General features: G+C 64.4%; 20 protein-coding genes. 3 read left to right on the top strand and 17 right to left on the bottom strand.

Features of this window, described 5'->3' with window-relative positions:
- Nucleotides 1-23: 23 nt before the first annotated feature.
- From PST29_RS00835 to PST29_RS00755, 17 genes are all read right to left on the bottom strand, one after another.
- Complete coding sequence (locus tag PST29_RS00835; protein ID WP_060842114.1) at nucleotides 24-1,766, bottom strand: ShlB/FhaC/HecB family hemolysin secretion/activation protein; 1,743 nt, start codon at nucleotides 1,764-1,766, stop codon at nucleotides 24-26.
- A gap of 503 nt (nucleotides 1,767-2,269) precedes the next feature.
- Nucleotides 2,270-2,782 carry a poly-beta-1,6-N-acetyl-D-glucosamine biosynthesis protein PgaD gene (gene pgaD / locus PST29_RS00830; RefSeq protein ID WP_060842113.1) on the bottom strand — a complete coding sequence of 171 codons (513 nt, stop codon included), beginning with the start codon at nucleotides 2,780-2,782 and terminating at the stop codon, nucleotides 2,270-2,272.
- Complete coding sequence (gene pgaC / locus PST29_RS00825; RefSeq protein WP_060836942.1) at nucleotides 2,782-4,131, bottom strand: poly-beta-1,6-N-acetyl-D-glucosamine synthase; 1,350 nt, start codon at nucleotides 4,129-4,131, stop codon at nucleotides 2,782-2,784. Before pgaC ends, pgaD begins: the two co-directional genes overlap by 1 nt.
- Before the next feature lie 3 nt (nucleotides 4,132-4,134).
- A complete protein-coding gene (pgaB, locus tag PST29_RS00820) occupies nucleotides 4,135-6,132 on the bottom strand; it encodes a poly-beta-1,6-N-acetyl-D-glucosamine N-deacetylase PgaB (protein ID WP_060841857.1) in 1,998 nt (665 codons plus the stop codon).
- 14 nt (nucleotides 6,133-6,146) lie between these two features.
- Nucleotides 6,147-8,633, bottom strand: a complete 2,487-nt coding sequence (gene pgaA / locus PST29_RS00815) for a poly-beta-1,6 N-acetyl-D-glucosamine export porin PgaA (protein ID WP_060842112.1) — start codon at nucleotides 8,631-8,633, stop codon at nucleotides 6,147-6,149.
- A 304-nt stretch (nucleotides 8,634-8,937) separates the two neighbouring features.
- Nucleotides 8,938-10,440, bottom strand: coding sequence for a YdgA family protein (locus PST29_RS00810; protein WP_060836940.1), 1,503 nt, complete (start codon nucleotides 10,438-10,440; stop codon nucleotides 8,938-8,940).
- A 183-nt stretch (nucleotides 10,441-10,623) separates the two neighbouring features.
- Nucleotides 10,624-11,259, bottom strand: coding sequence for a hypothetical protein (locus PST29_RS00805; protein ID WP_060836939.1), 636 nt, complete (start codon nucleotides 11,257-11,259; stop codon nucleotides 10,624-10,626).
- Nucleotides 11,260-11,351: 92 nt separating this feature from the next.
- Nucleotides 11,352-12,800, bottom strand: a complete 1,449-nt coding sequence (locus tag PST29_RS00800) for an efflux transporter outer membrane subunit (protein WP_060842111.1) — start codon at nucleotides 12,798-12,800, stop codon at nucleotides 11,352-11,354.
- A complete protein-coding gene (locus tag PST29_RS00795) occupies nucleotides 12,797-13,687 on the bottom strand; it encodes an efflux RND transporter periplasmic adaptor subunit (protein WP_060836937.1) in 891 nt (296 codons plus the stop codon). The genes PST29_RS00800 and PST29_RS00795 overlap by 4 nt, the downstream gene beginning before the upstream one ends.
- Nucleotides 13,684-13,893 carry a DUF1656 domain-containing protein gene (locus tag PST29_RS00790; protein ID WP_011058538.1) on the bottom strand — a complete coding sequence of 70 codons (210 nt, stop codon included), beginning with the start codon at nucleotides 13,891-13,893 and terminating at the stop codon, nucleotides 13,684-13,686. Before PST29_RS00790 ends, PST29_RS00795 begins: the two co-directional genes overlap by 4 nt.
- Nucleotides 13,890-15,977 carry an FUSC family protein gene (locus PST29_RS00785; protein ID WP_060842110.1) on the bottom strand — a complete coding sequence of 696 codons (2,088 nt, stop codon included), beginning with the start codon at nucleotides 15,975-15,977 and terminating at the stop codon, nucleotides 13,890-13,892. Before PST29_RS00785 ends, PST29_RS00790 begins: the two co-directional genes overlap by 4 nt.
- Nucleotides 15,974-16,402: a MarR family winged helix-turn-helix transcriptional regulator gene (locus PST29_RS00780; RefSeq protein WP_060836935.1), complete on the bottom strand. Its 429-nt coding sequence runs from the start codon at nucleotides 16,400-16,402 to the stop codon at nucleotides 15,974-15,976. Before PST29_RS00780 ends, PST29_RS00785 begins: the two co-directional genes overlap by 4 nt.
- Nucleotides 16,403-16,544: 142 nt before the next feature.
- Nucleotides 16,545-16,826, bottom strand: a complete 282-nt coding sequence (locus PST29_RS00775; protein ID WP_060842109.1) for a type II toxin-antitoxin system RelE family toxin — start codon at nucleotides 16,824-16,826, stop codon at nucleotides 16,545-16,547.
- Entirely contained in the window at nucleotides 16,816-17,061 is a 246-nt protein-coding gene (locus tag PST29_RS00770) for a type II toxin-antitoxin system Phd/YefM family antitoxin (RefSeq protein ID WP_060841856.1), read from the bottom strand. The genes PST29_RS00775 and PST29_RS00770 overlap by 11 nt, the downstream gene beginning before the upstream one ends.
- A 64-nt stretch (nucleotides 17,062-17,125) precedes the next feature.
- Nucleotides 17,126-17,371 carry a DUF2789 domain-containing protein gene (locus tag PST29_RS00765; protein WP_047300786.1) on the bottom strand — a complete coding sequence of 82 codons (246 nt, stop codon included), beginning with the start codon at nucleotides 17,369-17,371 and terminating at the stop codon, nucleotides 17,126-17,128.
- Nucleotides 17,372-17,385: 14 nt separating this feature from the next.
- Nucleotides 17,386-17,847 (bottom strand): aminoacyl-tRNA deacylase, encoded by a 462-nt coding sequence (locus PST29_RS00760; protein ID WP_019093517.1) that lies wholly within the window; start codon nucleotides 17,845-17,847, stop codon nucleotides 17,386-17,388.
- Nucleotides 17,848-17,956: 109 nt separating this feature from the next.
- The gene (locus PST29_RS00755; RefSeq protein ID WP_060842108.1) at nucleotides 17,957-19,567 is read right to left on the bottom strand and encodes a glycosyltransferase family 39 protein; all 1,611 of its coding nucleotides are present in this window, start codon (nucleotides 19,565-19,567) and stop codon (nucleotides 17,957-17,959) included.
- Between the two features lie 331 nt (nucleotides 19,568-19,898).
- On the opposite strand from PST29_RS00755, the gene PST29_RS00750 reads away from it, so the two are divergent.
- The 3 genes from PST29_RS00750 to PST29_RS00740 all read left to right on the top strand — a co-directional run bounded on the left by PST29_RS00750 (nucleotide 19,899) and on the right by PST29_RS00740 (nucleotide 23,786).
- On the top strand, nucleotides 19,899-22,097 hold the full coding sequence (locus PST29_RS00750) for a hypothetical protein (protein ID WP_060842107.1): 2,199 nt from the start codon (nucleotides 19,899-19,901) through the stop codon (nucleotides 22,095-22,097).
- Complete coding sequence (locus PST29_RS00745; RefSeq protein ID WP_060842106.1) at nucleotides 22,067-22,834, top strand: DUF3142 domain-containing protein; 768 nt, start codon at nucleotides 22,067-22,069, stop codon at nucleotides 22,832-22,834. The genes PST29_RS00750 and PST29_RS00745 overlap by 31 nt, the downstream gene beginning before the upstream one ends.
- A gap of 262 nt (nucleotides 22,835-23,096) precedes the next feature.
- Nucleotides 23,097-23,786 (top strand): NYN domain-containing protein, encoded by a 690-nt coding sequence (locus PST29_RS00740; protein ID WP_060842105.1) that lies wholly within the window; start codon nucleotides 23,097-23,099, stop codon nucleotides 23,784-23,786.
- The last annotated feature ends 3 nt before the right edge of the window (nucleotides 23,787-23,789 follow it).

Genomic DNA, 23,789 nt, shown 5'->3' with positions numbered 1-23,789 from the left:
AAAGCCTCAATGAATCAGTGCAATCAGAGAAAGAGATCCAAACGGAAGTAGATCGGTGCTTCCCGCTCACTCAGGGCATCTGGCCGCTCGAGGGAGTGGGCGAAGGTCAGGCTGGCGGCGAGGTGCTTGCCGCGGGCGAAGAACTCGATGGAGTCGCTGGAGACCCGGCCATGCTGCTCGGCGTTGTAGCGGTCGTTGCGGATCGCGCCAACGTCATAGCCCAGTCCCGTGCCGTACTCGGCGAACGCCGGGCGCAGCCAGTTCCAGGTCACCGGGCGACTCCAGCGCAGGTCGTTGCGCCAGTAGTAGCCGCTGTCGCCATTGAGGCTCTGGTCCTTGTAGCCACGGATCGAGGACTGGCTGCCCAGGCTCATGCGTTGCGAGCTGAACAGCACATCCTCGCTGCGCTGGCCGGTGACCAGGCTGCTGAACACCAGGGACTCGTCCCACAGCTTGAACGGCTGCAGGTAGCTGGCGGTGGCGGTGTATTTGCGATAGCGGGCGTTGGCTTGGCGATTGCCGTATCGGTCACGCTGGTTTTCGCGCTGGGCATCGAAGGCACCGATGCCGTCCTGCAGCCCCAGGTCGAAGTTGACGAAAGCGCCGCCGATGCGCCGGCCATGGTTGATGCCGAACTGGGCTTCGCTGAGGCGGTTGCTGCTGTTGGCGAGCTTGCTGTCTTCGATGTAGTTGTTGGTGCGCAGGTAGCTCAGGCCGCTGTTCAGCGAGGTCTTGCTCACGGCATCGCGGTGGATCACCCGCTCCAGGCGCAGTTGATGGTTCTGGCTGTCGCCGGTCTGTTTGAAGTTGAAGCCCTGCCCCTGGGCCAGGGAGCGGTATTCGCTCTGGCTGTAGCTGTAGCTGAGGTTCCACCAGCCAAACGGCAGGTTGTAGTAGAGCATGGCGTTGCGCGAGGTTTTCTGGTGGTCGCTGATGGCGTCGTGGCCACCGCGCAGCACCAGTTGGTCGGCCAGGCCCAGGGGGCTGTCCCATTCGAAAGAGCTGCCCCACTGCTGCTCGCCAGTGCTCTTCTGGCCCTCATTGCTGCGCGACAGGCCGACGCGCCAGGGCTTTTGCGGGTTGTTCTTGACCAGCACTTCGCTGCCGCCCACGGCCTGGCCCGGGGCCAGTTCCATCTGCGCCTGGTTCGACGGCAGGCGGTTGAGCTGGTCGACCATCTGCTCGATCTGCCGCAGGTTGAGCAACTCACCGCTGCTGCCGGGAAAGGCCATGTTCAGTTCGCGGGCGCTGAGGTTGCTGCCTTCGGCGGCCTTGAGGCCCTCAAGCTTGCCTTCCACCACCAGCACCTGCAGGTGGCCGCTGGACAGGTCCTGTTGCGGCAGGTAGGCGCGACTGGTGACCAGGCCCTTCTCGATGTAGCGGTTGGTGATGACCTTGAGCAGCTCGTTGAGCTGAGGCACTCCCAGGCACTGGCCGATGTAGGGCTTGAGCAGGCTCTCGCGCTCGCTGGCGGACAGCGAGTCGGCGCCCTTGAGCTGGATGTCCTGGATCGGGAAGCAGCGGCTGTCGGCGGGCGCGCTGGGTGCCACCGGCGTGGCGCTCTTGCCGGGCAGGTCCTTGAGTTCTTCGAGACGCCGCTGCTGTTCTTCCAGCAGGCGGTTCTGCCGGTCGCGGATCAGGTCCTGGTCGCCGGGGCTGAACGTCGGTGCAGGTAAGGGGGCAGCAAGGGCCGTGTGCAAGGGGCCAGTCAGCAGCAGGCAAGACAGCGCGCAGCACAACCTCATCCCGAGGGTGGAGAGAGACATATTCGATCCTTCGAAACCGTGACTGCAAGAGTTACGAAGGGGGCGATACTAATAAGCCACTATTGCGTCGTCAAATAACTGCCGGTTAATCGCCAGTGGCGATTAAGCCGTATCTAAAAAGCATTCTCAGAGATAAATCACATACCGTTACATCACTGGGCGACCCATTTGAATACTTGCCCTATCCAAACGTTCATTTCACTTGAAAGTCTTTGAAATCAAGGCCACCGATGTCTTCCGGCGTTCGAGAAACAAACTCGATATCGCATGTTTCGAAGAATCAAAACCAATACCAAAGAGCACTGAATCTCACTCACTCTTCACGATAAAAACAACGCTCACACCACAACATTCATAACCATCAGCCCATATAAAAAACCTCAAAAAGCTAAATAAGTTATTGATTTATCTATTGAAAATATAATCAGAAAATTCCACCCACAGATTCAGACGAATGGTAGCCATCCGGCGCTCACATCAGCTATGTCATTAACCCACCTCCATTACCTCTTGCCTTCATCCACCTCCGAATGCAGATGAATCACCCGCGGCGGCGGTTCCACCACCAACGGTGGGTGCTGCTGATCCTCGGGGCGGATACGGTAGAACTGCGTGGTGACATGGGTGATGCCCCCCTCTTCATCGTTGTGCACGGTCATGATCCCGGGCTGGCGCATCTGGGCGAAGGTTTCGTCGCTGAGCTTGAAGCTGTCACTCAAGCGCTTGTCGTCCACCACCGGTGCCGGCAGCCGTGGCGGGTAGTTGCGGTTGCGACGCTGGCGGTAACGGGCCCAGGAAATCAGCAGCAGGGCATTGAGCACCGCCACCCAGGCGTAGAACTGCAAGGTGGTCAGGGCGCCGAGCATGCCGGATTCGAAACGCGGCCCCTCATGGGTGTCCAGCAGGGGGATGAGCCCGCGGATCAGCAGGTACAGCAGGCCGACCCAGGCCAGTACGGTGAGGACAACGTCGACGACCACCATGAACGGTCGCTGGCGGGTTCGAATGATTTTCATCAGCGCGCCTCCTCTTCGTCATCGATGGGTTTGATACCCCGGTCCGGGCTGACCCAGCGCGCCCGTTTCTGATGCTCGCCAAACAGCACCTTGGGAAAGCTCACCAGGGTGGTGAGCAGGCTGATGAACCAGAACACCAACGGATACCAGACCACCCAGAACATGGTCTTCCACAGGTCCTTCTCATAACGCCGGTCGATCAGGATGCTCACCGCGAACTGGGCCAGGCACACCATCGCCAGTACCAGGCCGGTAAAAGCCGGCGGCAAAATGGAGTGCACCGCGATGGCCTCGGGCATGACGATGAACTTGCCCAGCACCCAGAAAATCATCGACAGCAGGAACGTGAAGGCCCAGCCGGTGGACAGGCAGTAGTCGAACAGCAGGGTCCACAGGTAGCGGTGGCGCCACTCCCAGATGCCACGGATGTTCTTGAACAGCACCTCGGCGCCACCCTGGGCCCAGCGCAGCCGCTGCTTCCACAAGCCGCGCAAGGTCTCCGGCATGAGGATCCAGCACAACGCCCGGGGCTCGTAGAACACGTACCAGTGGTCCAGTTGCAGCTTCCAGCTGATGTCGATGTCTTCGGTGACCATGTCCGGGCTCCAGTAGCCCACCCGGTGCAAGGCCGTGCGACGGAAGGCGACGATCACCCCGGAGACGGTGAAGACTTTGCCGAACACCCGCTGGGTGCGCTTGATCAGGCCGATGATCGAGGAGAATTCACCCACCTGAACCCGGCCCACCAGGGTCGAGCGGGTGCGGATCCGCGGGTTGCCGGTGACCGCGCCCAGGCGCGGGTTGTCCAGCATTGGCGCCACCAGGTAAGCGGCGGTATTGGGCGCCAGCAAGGCGTCGCCATCGATGCACACCAGGTACTCACTGCGTGCCGCCACCGCCCCCATGCGCAGGGCAACGGCCTTGCCCTGGTTCTGCGCCAGGTGCAGCACCCGCAGGCGCGGGTCCTGGGCTGCGATCGCGTCGAGGACCTCGGCGGTGTTGTCCTTGGAGCCATCGTTGATGGCGATCACTTCGATGTTCGGGTAGTGCTGCGCCAGCGCCGCGTGAAGGGTGTCGGCGACGTTGTCCCCTTCGTTGTAGCAGGGGATGAGGATGCTGATCAGCGGCTCACCGGCCAGCGGCGGCGGCAAGGTGTCATCGGACCAGGGCCAGTGGCGCTCCCAGTGCAGCCAGAAATACAGGCCGCCGGCGATCCACAGCGCCGACATGAACAGCGGGTAGTAGAAGACGAAGTCCATGAGGAATTCGCCAGTCACCAGGAAGATCAGCCCCAGGGGCACTCCGAGGACCAGCGCCAGCACCACCAGGGCGAATATACGATCCATCATGATTCAGGGGCTCCATTTGTTGGAGAGCGCGGGCCGCAGGGTTTTCAGGTCCGGTGAGTTCTCGAGGAAGTTGTCCGGGTAGTAACCGAAGTGGGTCGCCCCTCGGCGCTTGAGCCGGCCCATCCAGTCCGCCATCTGCTGGGCCGACAGCTCGCTGGCGGGCTTCTGCCGCCAGTCCCGGGCCTGGAGCTCGAACACCGTGCGCTGCAGGGCACCGGGTCGGGCCCGCACCTGATCCACCAGGGCCTCCAGCCAGGGCCCGGACTGTTTCAGGCTCTGTCCTTCCATCAGGGGCATGGCCATGGGCGCGGTCCAGTCGTAGTTGACCAGGAAGTCGTCGAGGTTCTGGGCGAACCAGGCTTCGCTCTGCGGATTGACGATCGGTTCGGCAAACAGGTTGCGCGCGGTCTGCACCTGGGGCCCGCGGATCGCACGGACCTTGGCCGTCAGCTCATGGGTGAAGTCGATCAGGTAGCGGCTCTTGAAACGGGTCCAGCGCTGCAGGGTCGCCGGATCGTCGCGCAGGCCGGCGATGGAATCCGGCAGCCCCTGGGCGGCATAGGCGCGCAAGGCCGCGGGGCTGGCGTCTTCGAAGTCCGAAAGCACGGCGTCGTCGTGGAACAGGATGCCGTCGACCGAGGTCAGCCGCGCCAGGTCTTCATACAGGTCGCCAATCAGGCGCCGCACGCTCGGGTCGAAGGGCGACAGCCGCTGGTACTGCTTGGGATCGACGCCGGTCTGGCCGCTGGCCGGGTCCCAGCGCGTGACGCGGGGCAGGTGGGCATCCAGGGCAAAGCTGAGCACCGGCATCCAGGCGTAGACCTTGACGTGGGCCCGGGTGCGCAGTTGCCAGGCGACCCGGTCGAACAGGTCGGCGCGCATCGGCAGGTGGCGGTTGGGGAAGTACAGCGACTGCACCAGGCCATCCCCCTTGGGATCGGCAAACGCCTGGAGGAACACGGTATTGACCCCCAGGTCGGCCATGCGCTGCACCAGCCTGCCGAGGTTGATTTCCTGCTGCTTGGGATCCGGGTCGTAGACATTGTCCAGGTCCACGTGCGCCACCCGCATCGGGGCGCTGGCCTCGGTGCCGACGATGCTGTTGGAGAAGTGCATGCCGTCCGGGTCGGAAACCACCAGGAAGCGCGGGCTGCTCATCAGGTTGTCGAGGGTGTCCAGGCCGTCGTCCAGGGTCAGGGCCATCTTGAAGCCCTGGCTGTCGACCACTTGCAGGGTCGAGCCGTCGGCCGTGCCATAAGGCCAGACCCAGATCCGCGGGCGATAGCCGGCCACCGCCAGGATCTTGTCCGAGATGCTGGTCACGTCGTGGCGCATCCGCGCCTGGAAATCCGCCTCGCTTTCATAGCGACCGGTGGCGGCGTCATAGCGTCGGGTAGCCGCCGCCGGCTGCAGGTTGCCCTGGGGGTTGGCGAGAATGCCGAGGTGGCTGTGGTCGGTATGGGCGGCAATTTCCACCAGCCCGGAGCGCGAGATCTCGCGCACCTGGGCCCAGGTCAGGAACTGCGAACGGGGCCGCAGCTCGCCGGCGAAATCCACCGGCTGATTGGCCGGGGTGTCGATCCACACGCCCACCGGCGCCAGCACCGCGGGCCAGCGATAGCTGCGCAGCACCGGCAGCACGCGGGTGTAGAAGCTCGAATAACCGTCGTCGAAGGTCAGCAGGATGGCCTTGGCCGGCAGTTCCGGCCCCCCTTTGCGCGCCGCCAGGATCTGGTCCACGGTCACCGGCCGGTAGCCGTTCTCCCGCAGCCAGGCCAGTTGCTCGATCATCCGCTCGGTGCGTACCGCCACCACCCGCTGGTCCGGGTCGCGATCCTCGATGTCGTGGTAGGCAATGCCCAGCACGTGGTTTTTCGGCCACGGCGCCTCGCTGTGAGGCAAGGGGCGCTGCGCCGGGGCGACAAACTCCGCCGCGGGCTGGGAACAGGCGCTGAGAACCAGAACTCCCAGCAGGAGGATGCAACGGTTGATCAGGCGCATCATCACGCTCGTCTCTAGAAACGATAGGTAAGGTCGACCGCCAGACGCAGATCGGTTTCCCGATCGCCGTCGTAGGGCCGGTTGATCACGCTCAAGACGCCAGCGATATCGAACACGTCATTCCAGCTGTAGCGCTGGCCGTAGCTGAGCAGCCCCACCGCGCCGGTGGCATAGCCGCGTTCGCTGTAAGTCCCGGCGCCGGCCTGGAACTGCTGGCTCCAGGCGGTTTGATAGCGGTGATAGAGCACGTGGTTGACGGTGACCGTGGGCAGCACGCTGAGATCCGCCTCGGGGTTGTAGTAGGGCGTGTCTTGCAGGGTGTTGTGGCTGGCGCCCACTTCCAGGCCGAGGTCGACCTGCACCTTGGGTGAGCGGTAGACCCCTTCACGGCCGGTGAGCAGCGCTTCGAAACGGTTGTTGCCGTCGCTGAAATGCGACGGACTGAGGGACAGTTTCCATTCCCGGCTTTCATTGGCCCGCCAGCGCAGGAAAGCGCTGCCGCCATTGGCGCTGATGTCACTGTTCAACGCCCGCAGCGGGGTGTTGGCCGAGAGGTAGTCGAGGCTGCCGCCGTATTGCCAGTGATCGTCGATGTCTCGGGCCAGGGACACCCGGGCACCGGTCTTGTCGCCATAGCCGTAGGAGTGGTTGGAGACTTCGGCTTCCAGGGTCATGTCACGGGTTCGCCGCTCCACCCCCAGGACCTGCCAGCGGTGATGGCCGATGCCTTCGGGAAAATCGCCCATGGCGTAGCCGATCCCGCCGAACAGGCGCCAGTCCTCGGCAATCGGCGGCGTATAAAGCCGGCTTTCGATGCCGAAATCCCGGCTCCCGGCCACTGCGCCGGCACCGCTGCTGCCGCCGCCGTAGCTCTTGCCGCCGTAGGTCGAGACGCGCAACTCGGCCATGTCATGCACTTCGCGCTCGCGGGCCAGGCGCTGCACCTGGCGACTTTCCGGGAAGCGCTCGAGCACATCGTCGGTCAAGGCATCCAGTTGCCGCCATTCCTGCAGTTCCAGGGCGGTGTGCCCCTGGGACACTTCCAGGCTGACATCGCGGGGGGCCACGCTTTCGGTTTCCTTGAGCAGGCTTTCCGAGCGCCGCGGCCAGTCCCGCACCCGGTACAGGTCGGCCTGGGCCAGACGCACACTGATATTGCCCGGGGCCTGCTCGGCCAGGGCCTCCAGCCGTTGTTCGGTGCCCGGCAGGTCCGCCCCCGACACACCGGCAGCACCGGCCTGGGCCGCCAGCAGTTGCGCATCGACCCAATCGTCATTGGGGTCGCCGACGGTTTGTCCGGTGAGTTGAATCCGCCGTGGCGTGCTGTCGGCCAGGTCATTGGCGAGCTTCAGCGCCTCTTCCGGCTGTTCGCTCTCCTGTAGCGCGTAATACAGGGCGGTGGTGTCTTCCAGACGGTACGTGGCATCGCCATCCGGGGCCGACAGTACGCGCCGATACAGATCCGCGGCCATTTCCGGCTGGCGCTGGTCGAGGTAGGAAGCCGCCACCCAGCGCAGGGCATAGAGGGGAATGGCCACACCGGCAGCGGTGAGCTGCTCATATTCGCTGATCACCTCTGCGGTACGCGCCCGGGACTTGAGCGCCCCCAACCGGTCGATGCGCCAGCGGGTCAGGTCTTCCTGAGCCTGAGGGTCATGCTCCCAGGCCGCGAACAGGGCGTCATAGTCGGCCAGGGCGCGGTCGGCCACCACAAACCGTTCCTTTTCGCCACGGCTGGCCAGCTCCGACAGGCGCACCCGCTCGGCCGCCAGATCGGCCTGGATCCGCCGCTGAATGACCGGATCGATCAGCCCCGGATGCTGCCGGGCCAGGCGCAGGGCCGGCTCCGGCAAGCGCGCCCGTTGCAGGGCGTAGATGTATTCACGCAGGACCTCGGGCTTGTCGCCGGCGCGAACAAAGGCCTGGTCGTACTCGGCCAGGGCGTCGTAGGGCTGATTGGCCCGGGTCAGTGCATAGCCCAGCGCCAGGCGCCGCGACGGATCATCGGGCTTGGCCGCCACCAGAGCCCGGGTCCGGGCCACCGCCTCCGCCGGCTGGTTGGCGTCGGCCTGGGTCAGGGCCAGGCCCAGTTGCAGGTCGGCATTCTGCGGCTCGCGCTCCAGGGCCTGGCGATAAAGCCGGGTGGCGTTGTCAAACTGCTTGAGGTTGCGATAGGCCCGGGCCGTGGCCGTCAGCGCCTGCAGCGGCAGCACGCGGTTGCGTCCCTGGGTTTCATAGACCTTCACCACCTCGGCGTCGAGCCCGGCCCAGCTGGCGATCTGCAAGTGATCACTGACCAGCCCGTTGTTCAAGGCACTGTCAGGCACCTGCCGCAGATGGTCGAGTGCCGGTGCATAACTGCCGGCCCGGGCCTGGATGATCAACTGGTCATAGGCGGCATCGGCCCAGGCTCCCCCGGACCAGAGCAGTTGGCTGCACAGCGCCAGGCCAAAAAGCGGGCGCAGACCACAACGGCGAGCGGGATGAGCAATACGTGGCATTTCGTCAGCATCCTTACATAGCAAGCCGGAGCTCAACCCGCTCGCCCTTGCAGACGTCAGGTAGCGGGAACGCATGACCCGGCATAGCTTTCCGGGAAATTCTTCCACGAAGGGTAGTCGAGAATTTGAATCCCCATCTTTATTCAGAATCAGTTTTCAAGACCTGTGCAGGCACCGCGTCAGAGCGGTCGGCGTTCGCCCGTCACCGCCCAGGTGCTGCAGACAGCACAACGCCCGGGCTGCGTCACACAGCACCGGGCGTCGAGGGGGATTCAGGGGCGGGCAAAGCGCCCCTTTTAACGGCTTATTGCAGGGCGCCAGCACCGCCCATCTTGCTCATGACAAAGCCCACGAACTGTTCAACGCTCATCTTCTGGCCGTTGAAATTCACCTCGTTGTTGGCGTAGTGCAGCGCTGATACCACGTTATTGCCTTCCAGCTTGGCCAATTGAGTGGCCAGGGCCATGGCGCTGAGCATTTCCGCGGTGGCCGCGCTCTGCTCGGCAATCTGCTTGGCGTCGGTCAGGCCTTCAGCCTGGGCCTGCAAGGCCGCCACGTCCGCCACCATCGGCTTGGACAGCGACAGCTTGGCGTCCAGTTGGCTGACCAGTTGCTTGCCCAGCTCGGCCGGCGGCAGCTCCAGGCTCTGCGGCTTGGCCAGATCCAGGCTCAGGCTGAAACGGCTTTCACCACCGGCGGTCTTGAATGCCAGGCTTTCCAGGGCGATCTGTGGCTTGGCTTCCAGGACCTTGTTCACCGCCGCACGCACCTTGACCTCTTGAGCTTCGCTCATTTGCAGCTCCGGCGCCGGCTCGCCCTCGGCAGTGGCCGCGGTGGCAGCCTGCTGATACGGCTGCAGCACGGTCTGGTAGATCTGGAGCAGATCGAGCATGCCCTGGCTGTCGAGGTTCTTCATGCTCCAGAGCATCTCGGCCGAACCCACGGTCTTGCCGTCGAAGGCGATTTCGCCCACTCGGTAATCCGCGCGGCCCGCTAACGTGCTGCCGGTTTCTTCGCTGGAGGTCTTCTGTTCGAAGTTCTTCAGGGTCAGCACCGACTGCTTGTCACCGAAGGTGGCCTTGGTGCTGGTGAGCTCCAGGGTGTTCTGGCCCAGGTAGTAGTCGAAGCTGCTCTTTTGCAGGTTGCTGGCCAGGGTCAGGCCGTTGATTTCCAGTTTGAGCGGTGCTTTATCCGGCGAGCTGAGGAACAGGCTCAGGCTGTCCATGTAGCCGTCGACCTTGGCTTTCTGGCGGTTTTCGCTGACGCTGAAGGTGGCGTTCAGGCCGGAAAACTTGAGGTTGTTCAGCTCATCCCGGGCCAGCTCCATCGGAGCGAAATCCACAGTGCCCTCGGCGGACAGGTCATAGCCAACATTGACCACGCCCTTGAACGGTGCAGCACCCTTGGTGGCGGCAAACAACTTGTCGGTCTGGGCATTATTTTCCAGTTGGAAATGACTGGACGCCATGACGGGCAGCCACTTGAGACGGATCAGGCGCGAGAACGGCAGCGGGCCGTGTTCGATGTGGTCGGCGATCATCAGTTCCAGATCGCCACCGAACACTTCACCCTGGCCCTTGAGGCGGTAGCGGGCGTTGCTGCTGAATACGCCACGCTCCAGGGACACCAGTTCCAGGGTAGCGGTGGCGTCGTAGCCGATCAGCGCCGTCTGCAGCTCCTTGTTGCTCTCGATCACCTGCTGCTGCAGGACCCCTTCCAGCTTGGTGCCGGTGTACCAGGCACCGCCGGCACTGATGGCACCTACTGCGACGACGATTCCTAACAGTACGCCTGCTGATTTATTCATGTCTGACCCGATCAATATCCGTTGTTTGAAGGTGTGCTGGTCTTCCCTGAACCCATGACGGGTCGCGGCTCGACTCCGCGTAAAAACGGCGCAGATTACCACTGGCGGCCAAAGCTAAACCAGCAGCAAGCTACAAGCCTCAAGTTGCAAGCTAGCGGCAGCAGGCGGCTTGAGGCTTGCAGCTCAGGAGTATTGGACTTCCAGGGCATCGAGTTGATGGTCGAAGCTTTTGAGGCGCGCGCTCCAGGTGTAGACCAGGACCTCGAAATCCCGGTCGATCACCGTGCTGTTGCCCCGGGACTCGCCCCGGGGGTCGCAGAAGTCCAGCTGATAGCGTTCCCGGGCCATGGCGGTGGCGACGTCCGACAGCTCGCGGGCGTTGCTCAGCCAGTGGTGGCCGTCGTCGGCCTGCTTGTCGAGCAGCATGCACTGCTTCTTCAGGGCTTCCAGGCTCTTTTCCAGCGGGGTGCCGGTCAGTTCGCCCATGACTTCGGCGAAGGTGCGCCCCGGTTGCCAGTAGCTGCCCCAGAAATAGCGGTCGAACACGGTTTCGACCCGGCGCAGGGCAACCTTGGTGTCCCAGATGACCACCAGGGTCTTGCTCTGTTCGAGCTGTCGTTTCCTGATTTTCTGATTCTGCCAGGAGGCCCAGGCCACCACGCCAATGGCCAGCACCGCGATCAGCGCACTGGCGCTGTCGAGAAAGACCATGGCCTTGTCGATCTGATGGGCCAGCATGATGCCGTAGAAGTAGGTGGCAGAGAGCAGCACCAGCGCACAGAGCGCGCACCAGAAGCCCGGAGCATAAGGGTTTTTCATTATTGGAATCCCCATGACCATCACATGCTTTGATCGGTTGCAAAACCCGTTGCACCACAGGCTTTGCAACTGTTCAAAGCATAGCAACGGCCTCAGGGTTTGATCGGTGGCGAAGCTTGCGTTCGTCCGCTTTCCCAGCCGCCACCCAGGGCCAGGAACAGATCGATCTGACTCATTGCCACCTGGGTGTTGGCCGCCGCCAGTTGCGCGCGCATATCGGTGTAGGTGCGGGTGGCTTGCAGGTCGGCGAGGAAGGACACGCGTCCGGCCTGGAAGAAGCGGTGGGTCTGGTCCGCCGCCTGTTGCGCCGACTGCTCGGCATCTGCCAGGGCCTCGCGGCGTTGCAGTTGCGCGCTGTACTGGGCCAGGCCGGTCTGGGTTTCACGAATGGCGTTGAGCACCACGCCGTCGAAATGCGCCAGGGCGCCCTGGCTCGCGGCCTCGGCCTCATGAATGCGCTCGCGGGCGCCGTTGGCCGGCACCGTCCAGCTGATCAGCGGGCCGAAGCCCCAGCGGTTGGTGGACGGCTTGCCGAGGTTGTCGAGGATGCCCACGGTGCCGACCGTCGCGCCAATGCTGATGTCCGGGTACAGGGCCCCGGTGGCCACGCCGATGCGCGCGGTGGCGGCGGCCAACTGGCGCTCGGCCTGGCGTACGTCGGGACGGCGCTTGAGCAGCGCCGCGCCGTCACCCACCGGCAACAGTTGGGCGATGTGCGGTAACTCGGCGCACGTGCCGGTGCCAGCGGGCAATTGATCCACCGGCCTGGCCAGCAGCATCGACAGGCGAAACAGCCCCGACTGGCGAGCGGCTTCATAGCGCGGCAGCTCGGCGCGCAGGGATTTGAACTGGGTCTGGGAGCGGGTGACCTGGGTTTCGTCGCCGCGCCCGGCATCGCGCAGGCGCTGGGTCAGTTCGGTGCTCTGGGCTTGCAGGCTCAGGGAGTGCTCGGCGATTTCCCGCTCTTCGTTGGCCGCGCAGACCTGGGTGTAGGCCCGCACCACATCCGCCACCAGGGTGATGCGCGCGGTATCGGCCGCGGCCTGGGTCGCGTCGGCATTGGCCTGGGCCGCCTCGATGCCGCGCTGCAGGGTGCCGAACAGGTCGAATTGGTAAGAGGTGCTGATGGACAGGTTGCCGACGTTGGCCACCGGCACTTTTTCCGGCAGCAGGAAGGCCTCGCCGGATTCCTGCAGGCGCTCGACCCCGGCCTTGACCCCACCGCTCCAGCCGCCGGCGGCCTGGGCTTCATCCACCTGGGCCCGGGCGCGGGCCAGGTTGGCCGCGGCTACCCGCAAGTCGGTATTGGACGCCAGGGCCTGCTGTACCAGCTGGTCCAGGCGCGGGTCCTGGTACAGCCGCCACCAGTCGGCGGGCACCGGTGCCGACACCACGTTGGCGTCCTTGGCGCTCAACTCGCCCTGCAAGTCCTGGCGTTGCAGCGCCGCGTCCTTGGGCAGCCGGTAGTCCGGCCCGACCATCTGGCAGGCCGAGAGCAGCAGGCCGAGCCCGGCCAGGGCCAAACATGCGCCCGGCTTCATTGCCCGGGCTCCCGCTTGGCCTGGTCGTCGAGGATCGACACCGTGGCGGTGCGCCCGGCAATCATGCGGAAGTCCGCCGGCACGTCATCAAAGGCGATCCGCACCGGAATCCGTTGCGCCAGGCGCACCCAGCTGAAGGCCGGGTTGACGTTGGGCAGCAGGTTGGAGCCGCTGCTGCGATCACGGTCCTCGATCCCGGCGACGATGCTTTCCACATGCCCGCGCAGCCGCGCGCGGTCGCCGATCACACGGATGTCCACCGCCTGACCAACATGAATGCCATCGAGCTTGGTTTCTTCGAAGTAACCATCGATATGAAAGGAATTGCTGTCCACCACCGACAGCACCGGGCGCCCGGCGGTGACGAACTCCTGGGTGCGCGGCGCGCGGTCGTTGACGTAGCCGTCCACCGGGCTGCGCACCACCGAGCGGTCGAGGTTGAGCTGGGCGCTGTCCACCGCCACCTGGGCCTCGGCCAGGGCCGACTGGGCACGGGCCTCGCGGGACTGGCTCTCTTCCAGTTGCTCGCGCGGCACCAGATTGCCCAGGCCACGGTTGCGCTTGGCCTCGCGCTGGGCCTGGGCCAGGGTTTCCTGGCGGTCGGCCAGGGCCGCCCTGGCTTGGCGCAGGGCCAGCTTGAAGCGGTCCTGGTCGATGCTGAACAGCACCTGGCCGCGCTTGACCAGTTGGTTGTCGCGCACCTCCACCTGCTGGATCAGCCCGGACACGTCCGGGGCGATTTGCACGATATCGGCGCGGATGTGCCCGTCCCGGGTCCAGGGCGCGAACATGTAGTACATCACCATGCGCCAGACCACCACGACCGCGAAGGTCACCACCAGTAACGTCAGGACCACACGGCCAATGGTCAATAAGGGTTTTTTCATGTCATCAGGTATCGACTCAGAGAGTCCACCGCGCCCAGCAGCAGCGCGTAGAGACCCACGTTGAACAGCGCCCGGTGCCAGACCAGACGATAAAAGTGCAAGCGCGTCAGCACCCCGTGCACCAGCAGGTACAAGCCATAAGTGATGCCCATCAGCACCAGCAGCGTGGGCAGGAACACCCCGCTGATATCCAGATCACCGATCACAAGGGCGCTCCATCAATGCCATGGGGAAGGGGGTGTTCAAGCTCGCCGGTGGCGACGAATTCCACCCCCGGCAGCAGTGCCAGACGCAGGCCGCTGAGGGCGTGCAACAGGTGCAGGCGGGTTTCGTCGTCGCCTTGCAGGCCCTGGCTGCCCAAGGCCCGGCGGGTGCGATCGAGGGTCATCAGCAGGCCGCCGGGGGCCGGCAGGCGTTCGCCGGCCTTGAGGCAGGCCTTGAAGTAGTCGCCGACCTCGGCCACCACCTGGCCCAGCAGGGCCTGGGCCACGCCCCGCACCCGCGGCGCGTAGGCCAGCAGGTCCAGCACGTTGAGCGCCACGCGCAACTCGCGCAGCGCGGCGCCGGTGTCCTGGCCGGTGATGGCCAGGCGCGGCAGGTGCTGCATCAGCCGGTCGAGCATCTGCGCGGCCATGTGCCGGTGCTCGGCCAGGGTTGCAGGCTCGGAAAGACTGACAATGTCGCGCCAGCTGAAGCGGGTCAGGCGCTTGGCCGCCAGCTCCGAGCCGAACGGTCGGGCGATCAGGGTCCAGACAAAGGCGAACAGCAGGCCCATGGGCCCGGCCAGGTTGGAGTTGGCAAAGCTCAGGAAATCCGCGTCGTAGGCGCCCTGGATACTGATGAAGGACGAGGTGTTGACGATGGTCAGGAGCATGCCCAGGTAGAAGCGCGGCTGTACCGTCAGGGTGCCGACGCAGATAAAGGGCACGGCGAAGGCCAGCACCAGCATCGGGAAATCGTGCAGGTTGGGCAGGATCAGGAACAGGTAGAGGCTGGCGAACAGCACCGACATCGCGGTCCAGAAGAAAAACCGGTAGATCTGCGGCGCCGGGTCGTCCATGGAGGCGAAGAAGCTGCAGGCCACCGCCGCGAGAATCACCGCGCTGCCGCCGTCGGTCCAGCCCAGGAGGATCCACAGTACCGAGGCGACGATGATCGCGAGCACCGTCGAGCCCGCCGAATACAGCATCAGCCCGCGGTCGAGAAACGGCGTCAGCCGGCCCAGGCGCCAATGCCGGTAGACCGCGCGCCAGGTGTCCTGGCTTTCGCACTGGATGGCATGCTGCAGGCTGCGGCAGTCCTGCCAGAGGTCGATCCACTCGCCGAGGCGATACAGGGCATTGGAAAACAGCAGCTGGCGTCGATCGTCCAGCGCTTCAGCGCTGGGCTGCAGGGCTTCGAGCTCGCTGCGCAGGGCCTGCCAGTGTTCCACCGAGGCATCCCGGGCGGTGCCTTGCAGCCAGGCTTCGGCCTTGGCCAGCACAGGGGCAAATTGCGCCACCAGCTCCGGGGTCCGCCGCTCCAGGGCATACAGGGCGTCATCCAGGGCGTCCACCACTGGCAGCAGGTGGATCATCCGCCCGCGCAGCTCCTTGGTGTTGCGCACCGTCTGCGGCCGGGCGCCTTCGTGGGGCAACTGGCCAATCATCAGCTCCAGGGTGTTGAAGGTGCCCACCATCGATGTGCGCAGGGCGCTGACCTCTTCGGGCTGGACGTTGCGGGCCAGGAAGCGCTGGCTGTAGAGCGCGGCATCGGCGAACCACTTGCCGGCGGAATCGACGAACACCGGGGCCAGCCGCCGGGGCCAGAACAGGCTGCCGATGACCGCGGCGCAAATGATGCCGAGGAAGATTTCCTCGGTGCGCGCCTCGGCCACGTCCCACACCGCCAGAGGGTTGTCCACCACCGGCAGGGCGATCAGCGGCAGGGTGTAGCCGGCCAGCATCAGCGCGTAGTTGTTGGCGGTGCGCAGGTGCATGGACAGAAACAGCAGGATCCCGGTCCACAGGGCAATGATCAGCACCAGCACATAGGGGCTCTGCACGAACATCGGCACCAGCAGCACCGCCGCCGCCGCGCCGAGAAAGGTCCCGATCGCCCGGTACAGCGCCTTGGAACTGGTGGGGCCGACAAAGGGGCTGGAGACGATGTACACCGTGGCCATGGCCCAATAGGGACGGGGCATCTGCATCAGCATGGCGATGTACAGGGCGATCATCGATGCCGCGAAAGTGCGGACACCGTAGAACCAGTCCCGCGCGGGGGGCATGCCGGTAAAGAAGCCTTTCAAGAGGACAGCACCGGCACATGGCTGGCGGACTCGAAGGCGCGGATCACCCGCAGCGCCGCTTCCAGGTCGCTGCTGCTGATGCCTTCCAGAACGTCATGGCGCAGGCGCACCAGCTCGCTTTCCACCGCCTGCACCAGCTCGCGGCCGCTGTCGGTCAGGCTCAGGCACTTGGCCCGACGATCGTTGGGGTCTTCACTGCGGCACACGTAGCCGGCACTGCACAGTTGATCCAACAGGCGCACCAGCGATGGGCTTTCCATCCCTGCGGCCTGGGCCACGGTGACTTGGCGCACGCCCTCGCCGAGGCGCCCGATCATCAGCAGGGGCACCGCACAGGCTTCGGAAATGCCGAAATTGACCAGGGTGCTCTGGCAGATCCGCCGCCAATGCCGGGACGCGACCACCATGCCACTGCTGATGTTCATGTGGAGTGATTCAAGGGAGTTGGGCACAAGACTGTTCGTACACTGTTAGTTTGCTAACTATCAATATGGCATCGACGAATAAATCCAGTCAAGTTTTGTAACAATTACCTGATGATGGAGAAGCACAGCTTCCCGACAAACCTCAGCGCTTCCTGGCCTGCTCGTACACAGTTCCACGCTCGCGCTTGCCTACCGCAACCACGCAAACCACTACCCGTTCTTCGATCACTTGATAAACCAGCCGGTAACCCGAAGCCTTGAGTTTGATCTTGTAGCAATCGGGAAGTCCGTGCAGGGCATCAGCCGGGATTCGCGGCACCTCAAGCCGTTCGGCGAGCTTTTTCTTGAATGGCGCTCGAAGGGTATGCCCCAACTTGTTCCATTCCTTGTGTGCCGAAGGCAGGAACTCAAGTCTATAAGTCATCCAGACTGACCGGGACGGGCGTCTCATGGCTGCGCGCGCGAACGATCTCGGCCAGCTCAAGATCATCCAGGCGTTCCATCAACGCCTCGAAAACCTCGGCCGGAACCATGTAGCCCATGACACGATTGTGATTCAACACCGCCACGGGTCCCCCCTGGGCACCACTCAAGACGGCAGACGGGTTTTTCTTCAACTCGGATACGCTGACGGCTTTGTCAGCCAGAATGCTCTGCATAATCATGACCTCAATTCAGGTCATGATTCTGGTCTAAATACCCCATCACAACAACCACAGCCCATCACCCCCCGCGCCCCTTCCTCAACAACACATCCAACTGATCCACCACCTCCGCCCAGTCCGCATCATCGAGCACTTCCGTGCGCAGGAAGTCCGCCTGGCTCTTGCTCCAGAAGAACGCGTCCGCCAGGTGCAACTCCGGCTTCAGCGGCGAATGAGTGGCGATGAAACGATCAATACTCTCCGGGTCATCGGCCAGCCCCAACTGCTTGAACAGCGCCGGCAGGTTGTGGGTCGGTGCTTCCATGGTCAGGCTCCTGATCAGTGCGAGACTTCGCAGACTTCAGCGTGGGGCACCAGCTTCAGGTACTGGGCCATGCTCATGTGCACCAGATTGTGGTGGTTGCCGGCTTCCAGATAGATGTCTTTCTGCCGGGTCAGCAGCGGGTCGATCACCACGTCCAGCCCATAGGACTCGCCCAGGGCCGGCACCGCGCCGCGCTCGCAATCGTTGAACAGATGGGCCAGGGTGCTTTCCCGGGTGATCTGCCATTCGCCGCTGCCGCGCACCTTGCCGAGGTCCAGGTGACGGCTGGCCGGCAACACCGCCATCAGGTAGTGGCCGTGGTGATCGTCGAGAATCACCGACTTGGCCACCCGCTCCGCCGGCACCCCCGCTACCCGCGCCGTTTCCAGGCTGCTGGCGGAATGGGGATGGGTCACCAGATCAAACTCGCAAGCGGCCTGTTCCAGGCTGCGCTGCACGGTTCTTGCCATACGCATGATGCACCTCGGTGCCCCGCGAACGGGGACAGGACTGTGACTCCTGATGCAAGTCTAGGTCGCACGGCGCAACTCAATGCCCCGAACTTCCGAACGGCACCCTGCGCGCTCATTGCCCGGTGCAGGGCAAGCCCGTTGCCGGGCCACAGAGGACAAACAGCCGCGCCCGGGTACCGCCCGCGGCGAACTGACTGACTTTGCGCCACCCCGGCGGCAACGGCGCGAACTCTTCGGCCGGATCGTCCGCCCCCACCAGCCAATAGCGCCCGCTGCCCGCCGGCAAACGGCTCAACTGGTCCAGGTAGACCTGGTCCGGCTGGTCGATCAGGGTGCCAAAGCCGTAGGCGTTCGGCCTGCTGGAGGCGCCTCCCGGCAGCGGCGGCGTATAGAGCATCGGCTGGGCATCGGTGCGGTTGTAGTAGAGGTAGCTCAGGTACCAAAGCATGTCGCTGATCACGATGCGGTCACCGGCCACGTAGTGCCGGTTGACGTAGTCGACCATCACGCTGACCTGGTCGTTGGCGTCGACATCGATGTTGTTTTTCAGCCCTACCGCTTCCAGCCCGACAAACCCCACCAGCAGCGCCAGCGCCACCAGCCGGGCCGATTTCAGCCAGCGATCGACGAGTACCGCGATGATCATCGGCACCCCCAGGGCATAGGCGGTCAGGTAGCGCTCGATAAACACCGGGGAGGCGAACGACACCGCAAACACCAGCAACAACGGCAGCAGGGTGAAACTCGCCAGCAGCCCGCCAAAGCGGACCGGCGCCCACTTACGCCAGGCCGGTACGCTGCAGAGCGCCAGCAACAGCAGCGGCATGCCCACGAACAGCGCCCCGGGCAGGTTGTCGCCCTCGTCCTGGATCAGCAATTGCCAGACCATCGCCGGCAGCGACGTCCACGTCACCGGAGGTTCCCAGCCGACATCGCCGTTGGCCTTCAATTCGTCCATATGCCGCAGCAGGTCCAGCAACTCCGGCACCCAGGGCAGGTACAGCAGCACGATCGCCGCATTCGCCAGCCACCAGGCCGGCCGGACGATCAGACGCCTGTCGCCCTCGCCGCGCACGCCCGACAGCGCCAGGTACAGCCAGTGCGCCAGCACGCAGAAGGCCGTGAAGTAATGAGTGTAGAAGGCCAGGGTCATCAGCAACGCGTAGCTGACCAGATAGCCCCGGCGCGAGGGTTGGCGCAGCCAGTACACCAGGGCCAGGGTCGCCCCCAACAGCAACAGGCCCAGCAGCGCATACATGCGCACTTCCTGGCTGTAGCGCACGGCCGTGGGCAGCAGCGCCAGCAGCACACCGGCGAGAATCGCCGCGCGGCGGGTCGCCAGGAGCGCCACCAGCCAGACGCCCAGCCCTACGGTGACGATCCCCGGCAGCGCGCTGAAGGTGCGAATGGAAAAGATCCCGTCGCCAAACAGTTCGATCCAGCCGCGCAACAGCATGAAATACAGCGGGGGATGCACGTCACGGGCCGCATGCACCCAGATATCGCTCAGCGAATACTGACTGAGCACCAGGCTGGAGCCTTCATCGCCCCAGATGGCCGCCGCGGTCAGGTCATAAAAGCGGACGGCCGCCGCCAGCAGCAATACCGGCAGCAACCAGTACTCAAGCACCCGGCGCATCAGCCGTTGCACGCCCTGCTCCTGAGGCACGACGGCCTGCTCTTGCAAACGCCCGATCAACTCCGGCGCTCTGCGAAAATCCATTCCTTGCTCCCCATAAATTCGCATGATCTGGTCGCTAAAACCCCGACAGCATCGTCCTTTGCCTGGAAAACCGCAAAGCTCAGACACGCGGGCAAAAAGCCGCTCATCGAATGTCTTGTGCGACTCCTGACGATTGCCCTCGGGCACCGCGCTCCGGGGTCAGGCCCGGCCCTCCCCGGCAATGGATGAACATAGACCGGAGGACAGCAAAGTCGCGTCACAGAACGGCAGATTTTCTAACCAGCAACGTAGGTGCCAGCCGGCGCCTTCTGTATGATTTTCGCCACACTCGGAACCTGCCCTCCCGGCTTTTCTGAATTAAGGACAATTCATGCGCAAGCTTCTGCTCTCGTCATTGACCCTGGCCCTCGCGGCGCTCTGCGCCGGCCAGGCCCAGGCCAGTTCGGATGACACCTGCTCACCGACCTGGAAGCTGTACGCCAACCAACTGGACGGTTGCAGCAATCTGCCCTTTCTCAGCCCGGGCAACGACAGCCGGGTCAACCTGCGGCTGCTGCTGGCCGACCAGGGCAGTCTGCCTCTGACTCCCAGGGCCTTGACCCAGGATGAACTGGGCATGGGCTACGGTCCCGTACCCTTCATGCACTATCGCCTGTACCCGGCGGCCCCTGAACTCGACCCCGACACGGGCAACCCACCCAAGCCCGGCCCCTCGCCCGCCACCGAGCAGCTCGACAGCCTGCTGGAGGCCGTGGGCCTGCGTCGCGACAGCAAGGAAACCGCCGGGGACGGCTTTCTCTCCGGAGAAGGCAGCCGCTGCCGCAGCAACTCGGACGCCAGCGCCCTGGCCTTTGTCGAGCAGCTCAACCAGGCGCCACTGAGCCCGGAAGAACGCCAGGCCCTGGCCGAAGCCCGGGTGCAACTGCTGGCCAGCTGCAGCTGGAACGCCAGCGAAATGAGCAAGCTGCTGCCAGGCAACCTGAACTCGGCGGCGGCCAAGGCGTTCGCCAGCTACCTGCAGGCCGCCGCCGACTTCTACAGCGGCCGCTTCAGCGAAGCCGGCAACGGTTTTGCCGCGCTCAAGGACAATCCCCAGCCCTGGCTGGCCGAAACCGCGGCCTACATGAGCCCGCGCACCACCCTCAACCTGGCCCAGCAGAACGCCTTCGATGAATGGAGCATGGTCAATCTGGAGCATGTGGACAAAGCCGTCCTGCAACAGGCCGGCGCCGGTTTCGAGGCCTACCTGAAGGCTTATCCACAGGGCCGTTACGCCGTGTCCGCCAAAGGCCTGATCCGGCGTGTGCACTGGCTGACGGGCGACACCCCGGCCCTGGCCGACGACTACGCCTGGCAACTGACCCAGGCGCCGGGCACCCCGCGCAACATGCGTCTGGACGACCTGGTGGAAGAAGTCGACTACAAACTGCTGAGCCTGCCCGAAGACAACTTCAAGGCCCCGCTGCTGCTGGCGGTCAAGGACCTGATGCACATGCGCGGCGCCACGCCGGCGGCATTGACCCGCGATACCCTGCAACAGCAAAAAGCCCTGTTCGAAGGGCAACCGGCACTGTTCGATTATCTGCAGGCCGCCTTCAGCCTGTATGTCGAGCAGCAACCGGCCACGGCGCTCAAGCAACTGCCCAGCCAGTTGCCAGCGCACCTGGACTACCTGAGCTTCAGCCAGCAGACCCTGCGTGGCCTGGCAATGCAGGCCCAACAGGACTGGAAAGGCGCCGAGGCGCTGTGGCTGCAATTGCTGCCCCTGGCCCAGCAACCGCTGCAACGCGAACAGCTGGAACTGGCCCTGGCCTACACCTACGAGCGCAGCGGCCAACTGGACAAGGTGTTCGCCGCCGACTCGCCGATCAAGCCCGCCCAGGTGCGCGCCATTCTCCTGCGCCAGGTGGCCTCGCCCAAACTGCTGCGCCAACAGGCGCAGAAGGCCGACTCGGCAGAAGAGCGCAACGCCGCGCGCTTTATCCTGCTGTACAAGGACCTGACCCGCGGCCAGTACGCGGCCTTCGGCCAGGACTACGAGCAACTGCCGCCCACCCTGCCCGACGCCAGTCTTCCCGCCAGCCTGGGCTACATCTACCTCAGTACCACGCCATTGCAGGATTTCCACTGGAATGGCGCACAGCCCGAAGCGCAAACCCCCGACTACCGGTGCCCGAGCCTGGTGGAGACGGCCGCCCTCCTGCAGCGTGATCCCAAGGCTCCGGCCGGGCTGATCTGCCTCGGCGAGTTCATGCGCTACAGCGGCTTCGACCGCATGCCCCTGGACACCCCGCCACCAGCCCAGAACCTGGGCGGCACCCCGGATGCGTTCCCGGGCAAGCCGTTCTCGCGGCTCGACGGCTATCAGGTGGTGATCAACAACCCCAAGGCCAGCCGTGACGACCGGGCCTATGCCTTGTACCGGGCCATCAACTGCTACGCCTCCTCGGGCCACAACAACTGTGGCGGCGCCGGCGTCGAACCGGCCGTGCGCAAGGCCTGGTTCCGTCAGTTGAAGACCAAGCTGGGGGATACCCAATGGAGCCAGTCATTGCGCTACTACTGGTGAGAATGAAGTCCCTGGGTTACGGCCTGCTGCCGCTCTGGCTGTGGTGGGCCATCCCGGCGGCCGGCGCGGCGCCAGTGCAGGCCGCCGACCACGACGCCTTCTGGCTGTGGAGCGGGGTCAAGACCCAGCCAGTGCTGGCCCGGGCCAAGACCCTGTACATCCTCCAGGGCCAGATCAGTCGCTCGCGGCGCCATCCGGCCAGCGGCGTCCAGCTCATCGCCCAAGGCCTGCCGGTGTCGCGCCTGCCCCAGGAACAGGTGTGGGTGGTATACCGCGCCCACACCCTGGCCTGGAGCGAACCGGTGTATCGCCAGCTGTTCGGCCAGTTGCAGCGCTGGCAGGCCACGGGCAGCCCGGTGGTGGGCATCCAGATCGACTTTGACAGCAGCACCCGCGACCTCGAACGCTACGGCAATTTCCTCCGTGACCTGCGCCAGCGCCTGCCCGCGCACTACCGCCTGAGCATCACCGGCCTGATGGACTGGGGCAGCAACGCCGACCCGCAAGCCATCGGCCAGCTCAAGGGCGTGGTGGACGAAGTGGTGGTGCAGACCTACCAGGGCCGCCGCAGCATCCCCAACTACGCCAGCTACCTGCCGCGCCTGGACCGCATGGGCCTGCCCTACAAGGTCGGCCTGATCCAGGGCGGCGACTGGCAGGAACCCCAGGCCCTGCGCGACAGCCCCTGGTTCAGGGGCTATGTGGTGTTCTTGCAGAATCCTCAGCCTGAGCCCTGAATCCGGCGCAATAAGTGCTCACAGTAATACCCGTCGATACCCTTGATCCTCGAAGCCTGCTGGGGCAAAACGGTCCCTGCGGAGTTGATGCACCAGGCAGCCATTCGCCATTCCTCACTCGTCGGGCAGGGATTGACCCCCACGAGTACAGGCACTAGGCTCGACCTCACAACTCAACCCCGTACGCAGAGATTAAGTTCGCTGGCCGTTGGGGTGAAAAAACCGGCCCAGGCCGGTTTTTTCGTTTCCAGGGAATGGAATAGTGCGCACGGCTTTCTTTGTCGACGGCTACAACCTGTTCTACGGGTTGCTGGCTGACACCCCATTCAAGTGGCTCGACCTGCCCGGGTTGCTGACCCATATCGTGCAGATCGAGAACCCCGCCAGCCGACTGGTCTCGGTGGACTACTTCACCTCTTCGGTCAAACCCCGGCTGGCCACCCGCGGCCGAGCCTCCAAGGAAGCACAAGACACCTACTTGCGGGCCTTGAAAGCGCGTCAGGTCAATGTGCACCTGGGTCGCCACCAGCTTGAACCGGCCAAAGCCCCGCGCTTCATCGATAAAGCCGTGGGAGCTTCGCGCCAAGACACGGTGGACATCTGGAAACTCGAGGAAAAGGAAACCGATGTCCACCTGGCAATCAGCATGTATCGCCTCGCGGCCCGACAGCTTCTGCATCCTCCAGGCGAGCGCATCGAGCAACTGGTTCTGGTCTCGGGGGATACCGACATGACACCGGCGCTGCGGGCCATTCGCGAAGACTTTCCGGACGTGACCCTTGGCGTGATCCTGCCTCACCGGCCACAGTACCCGCGTCCGCAACCCGGCTCCCTGAAAGCGCAGGCCCACTGGATGCGCCGGGTCGTCACCGCCGAGGAACTGCAAAAACACCAGTTCCCCGAACGAGTCGCGACCCGCAAGGCGCCCGCAATCAAACCGGACTATTGGTGAGCC

Origin of the sequence: Pseudomonas sp. St29 (assembly GCF_001547915.1) — a bacterium.
In the GTDB taxonomy this organism is placed as follows: Bacteria; Pseudomonadota; Gammaproteobacteria; order Pseudomonadales; family Pseudomonadaceae; genus Aquipseudomonas.
The sequence above is the reverse complement of the archived record's forward strand: the minus strand, read 5'-3'. Positions and strand labels throughout refer to the sequence as shown.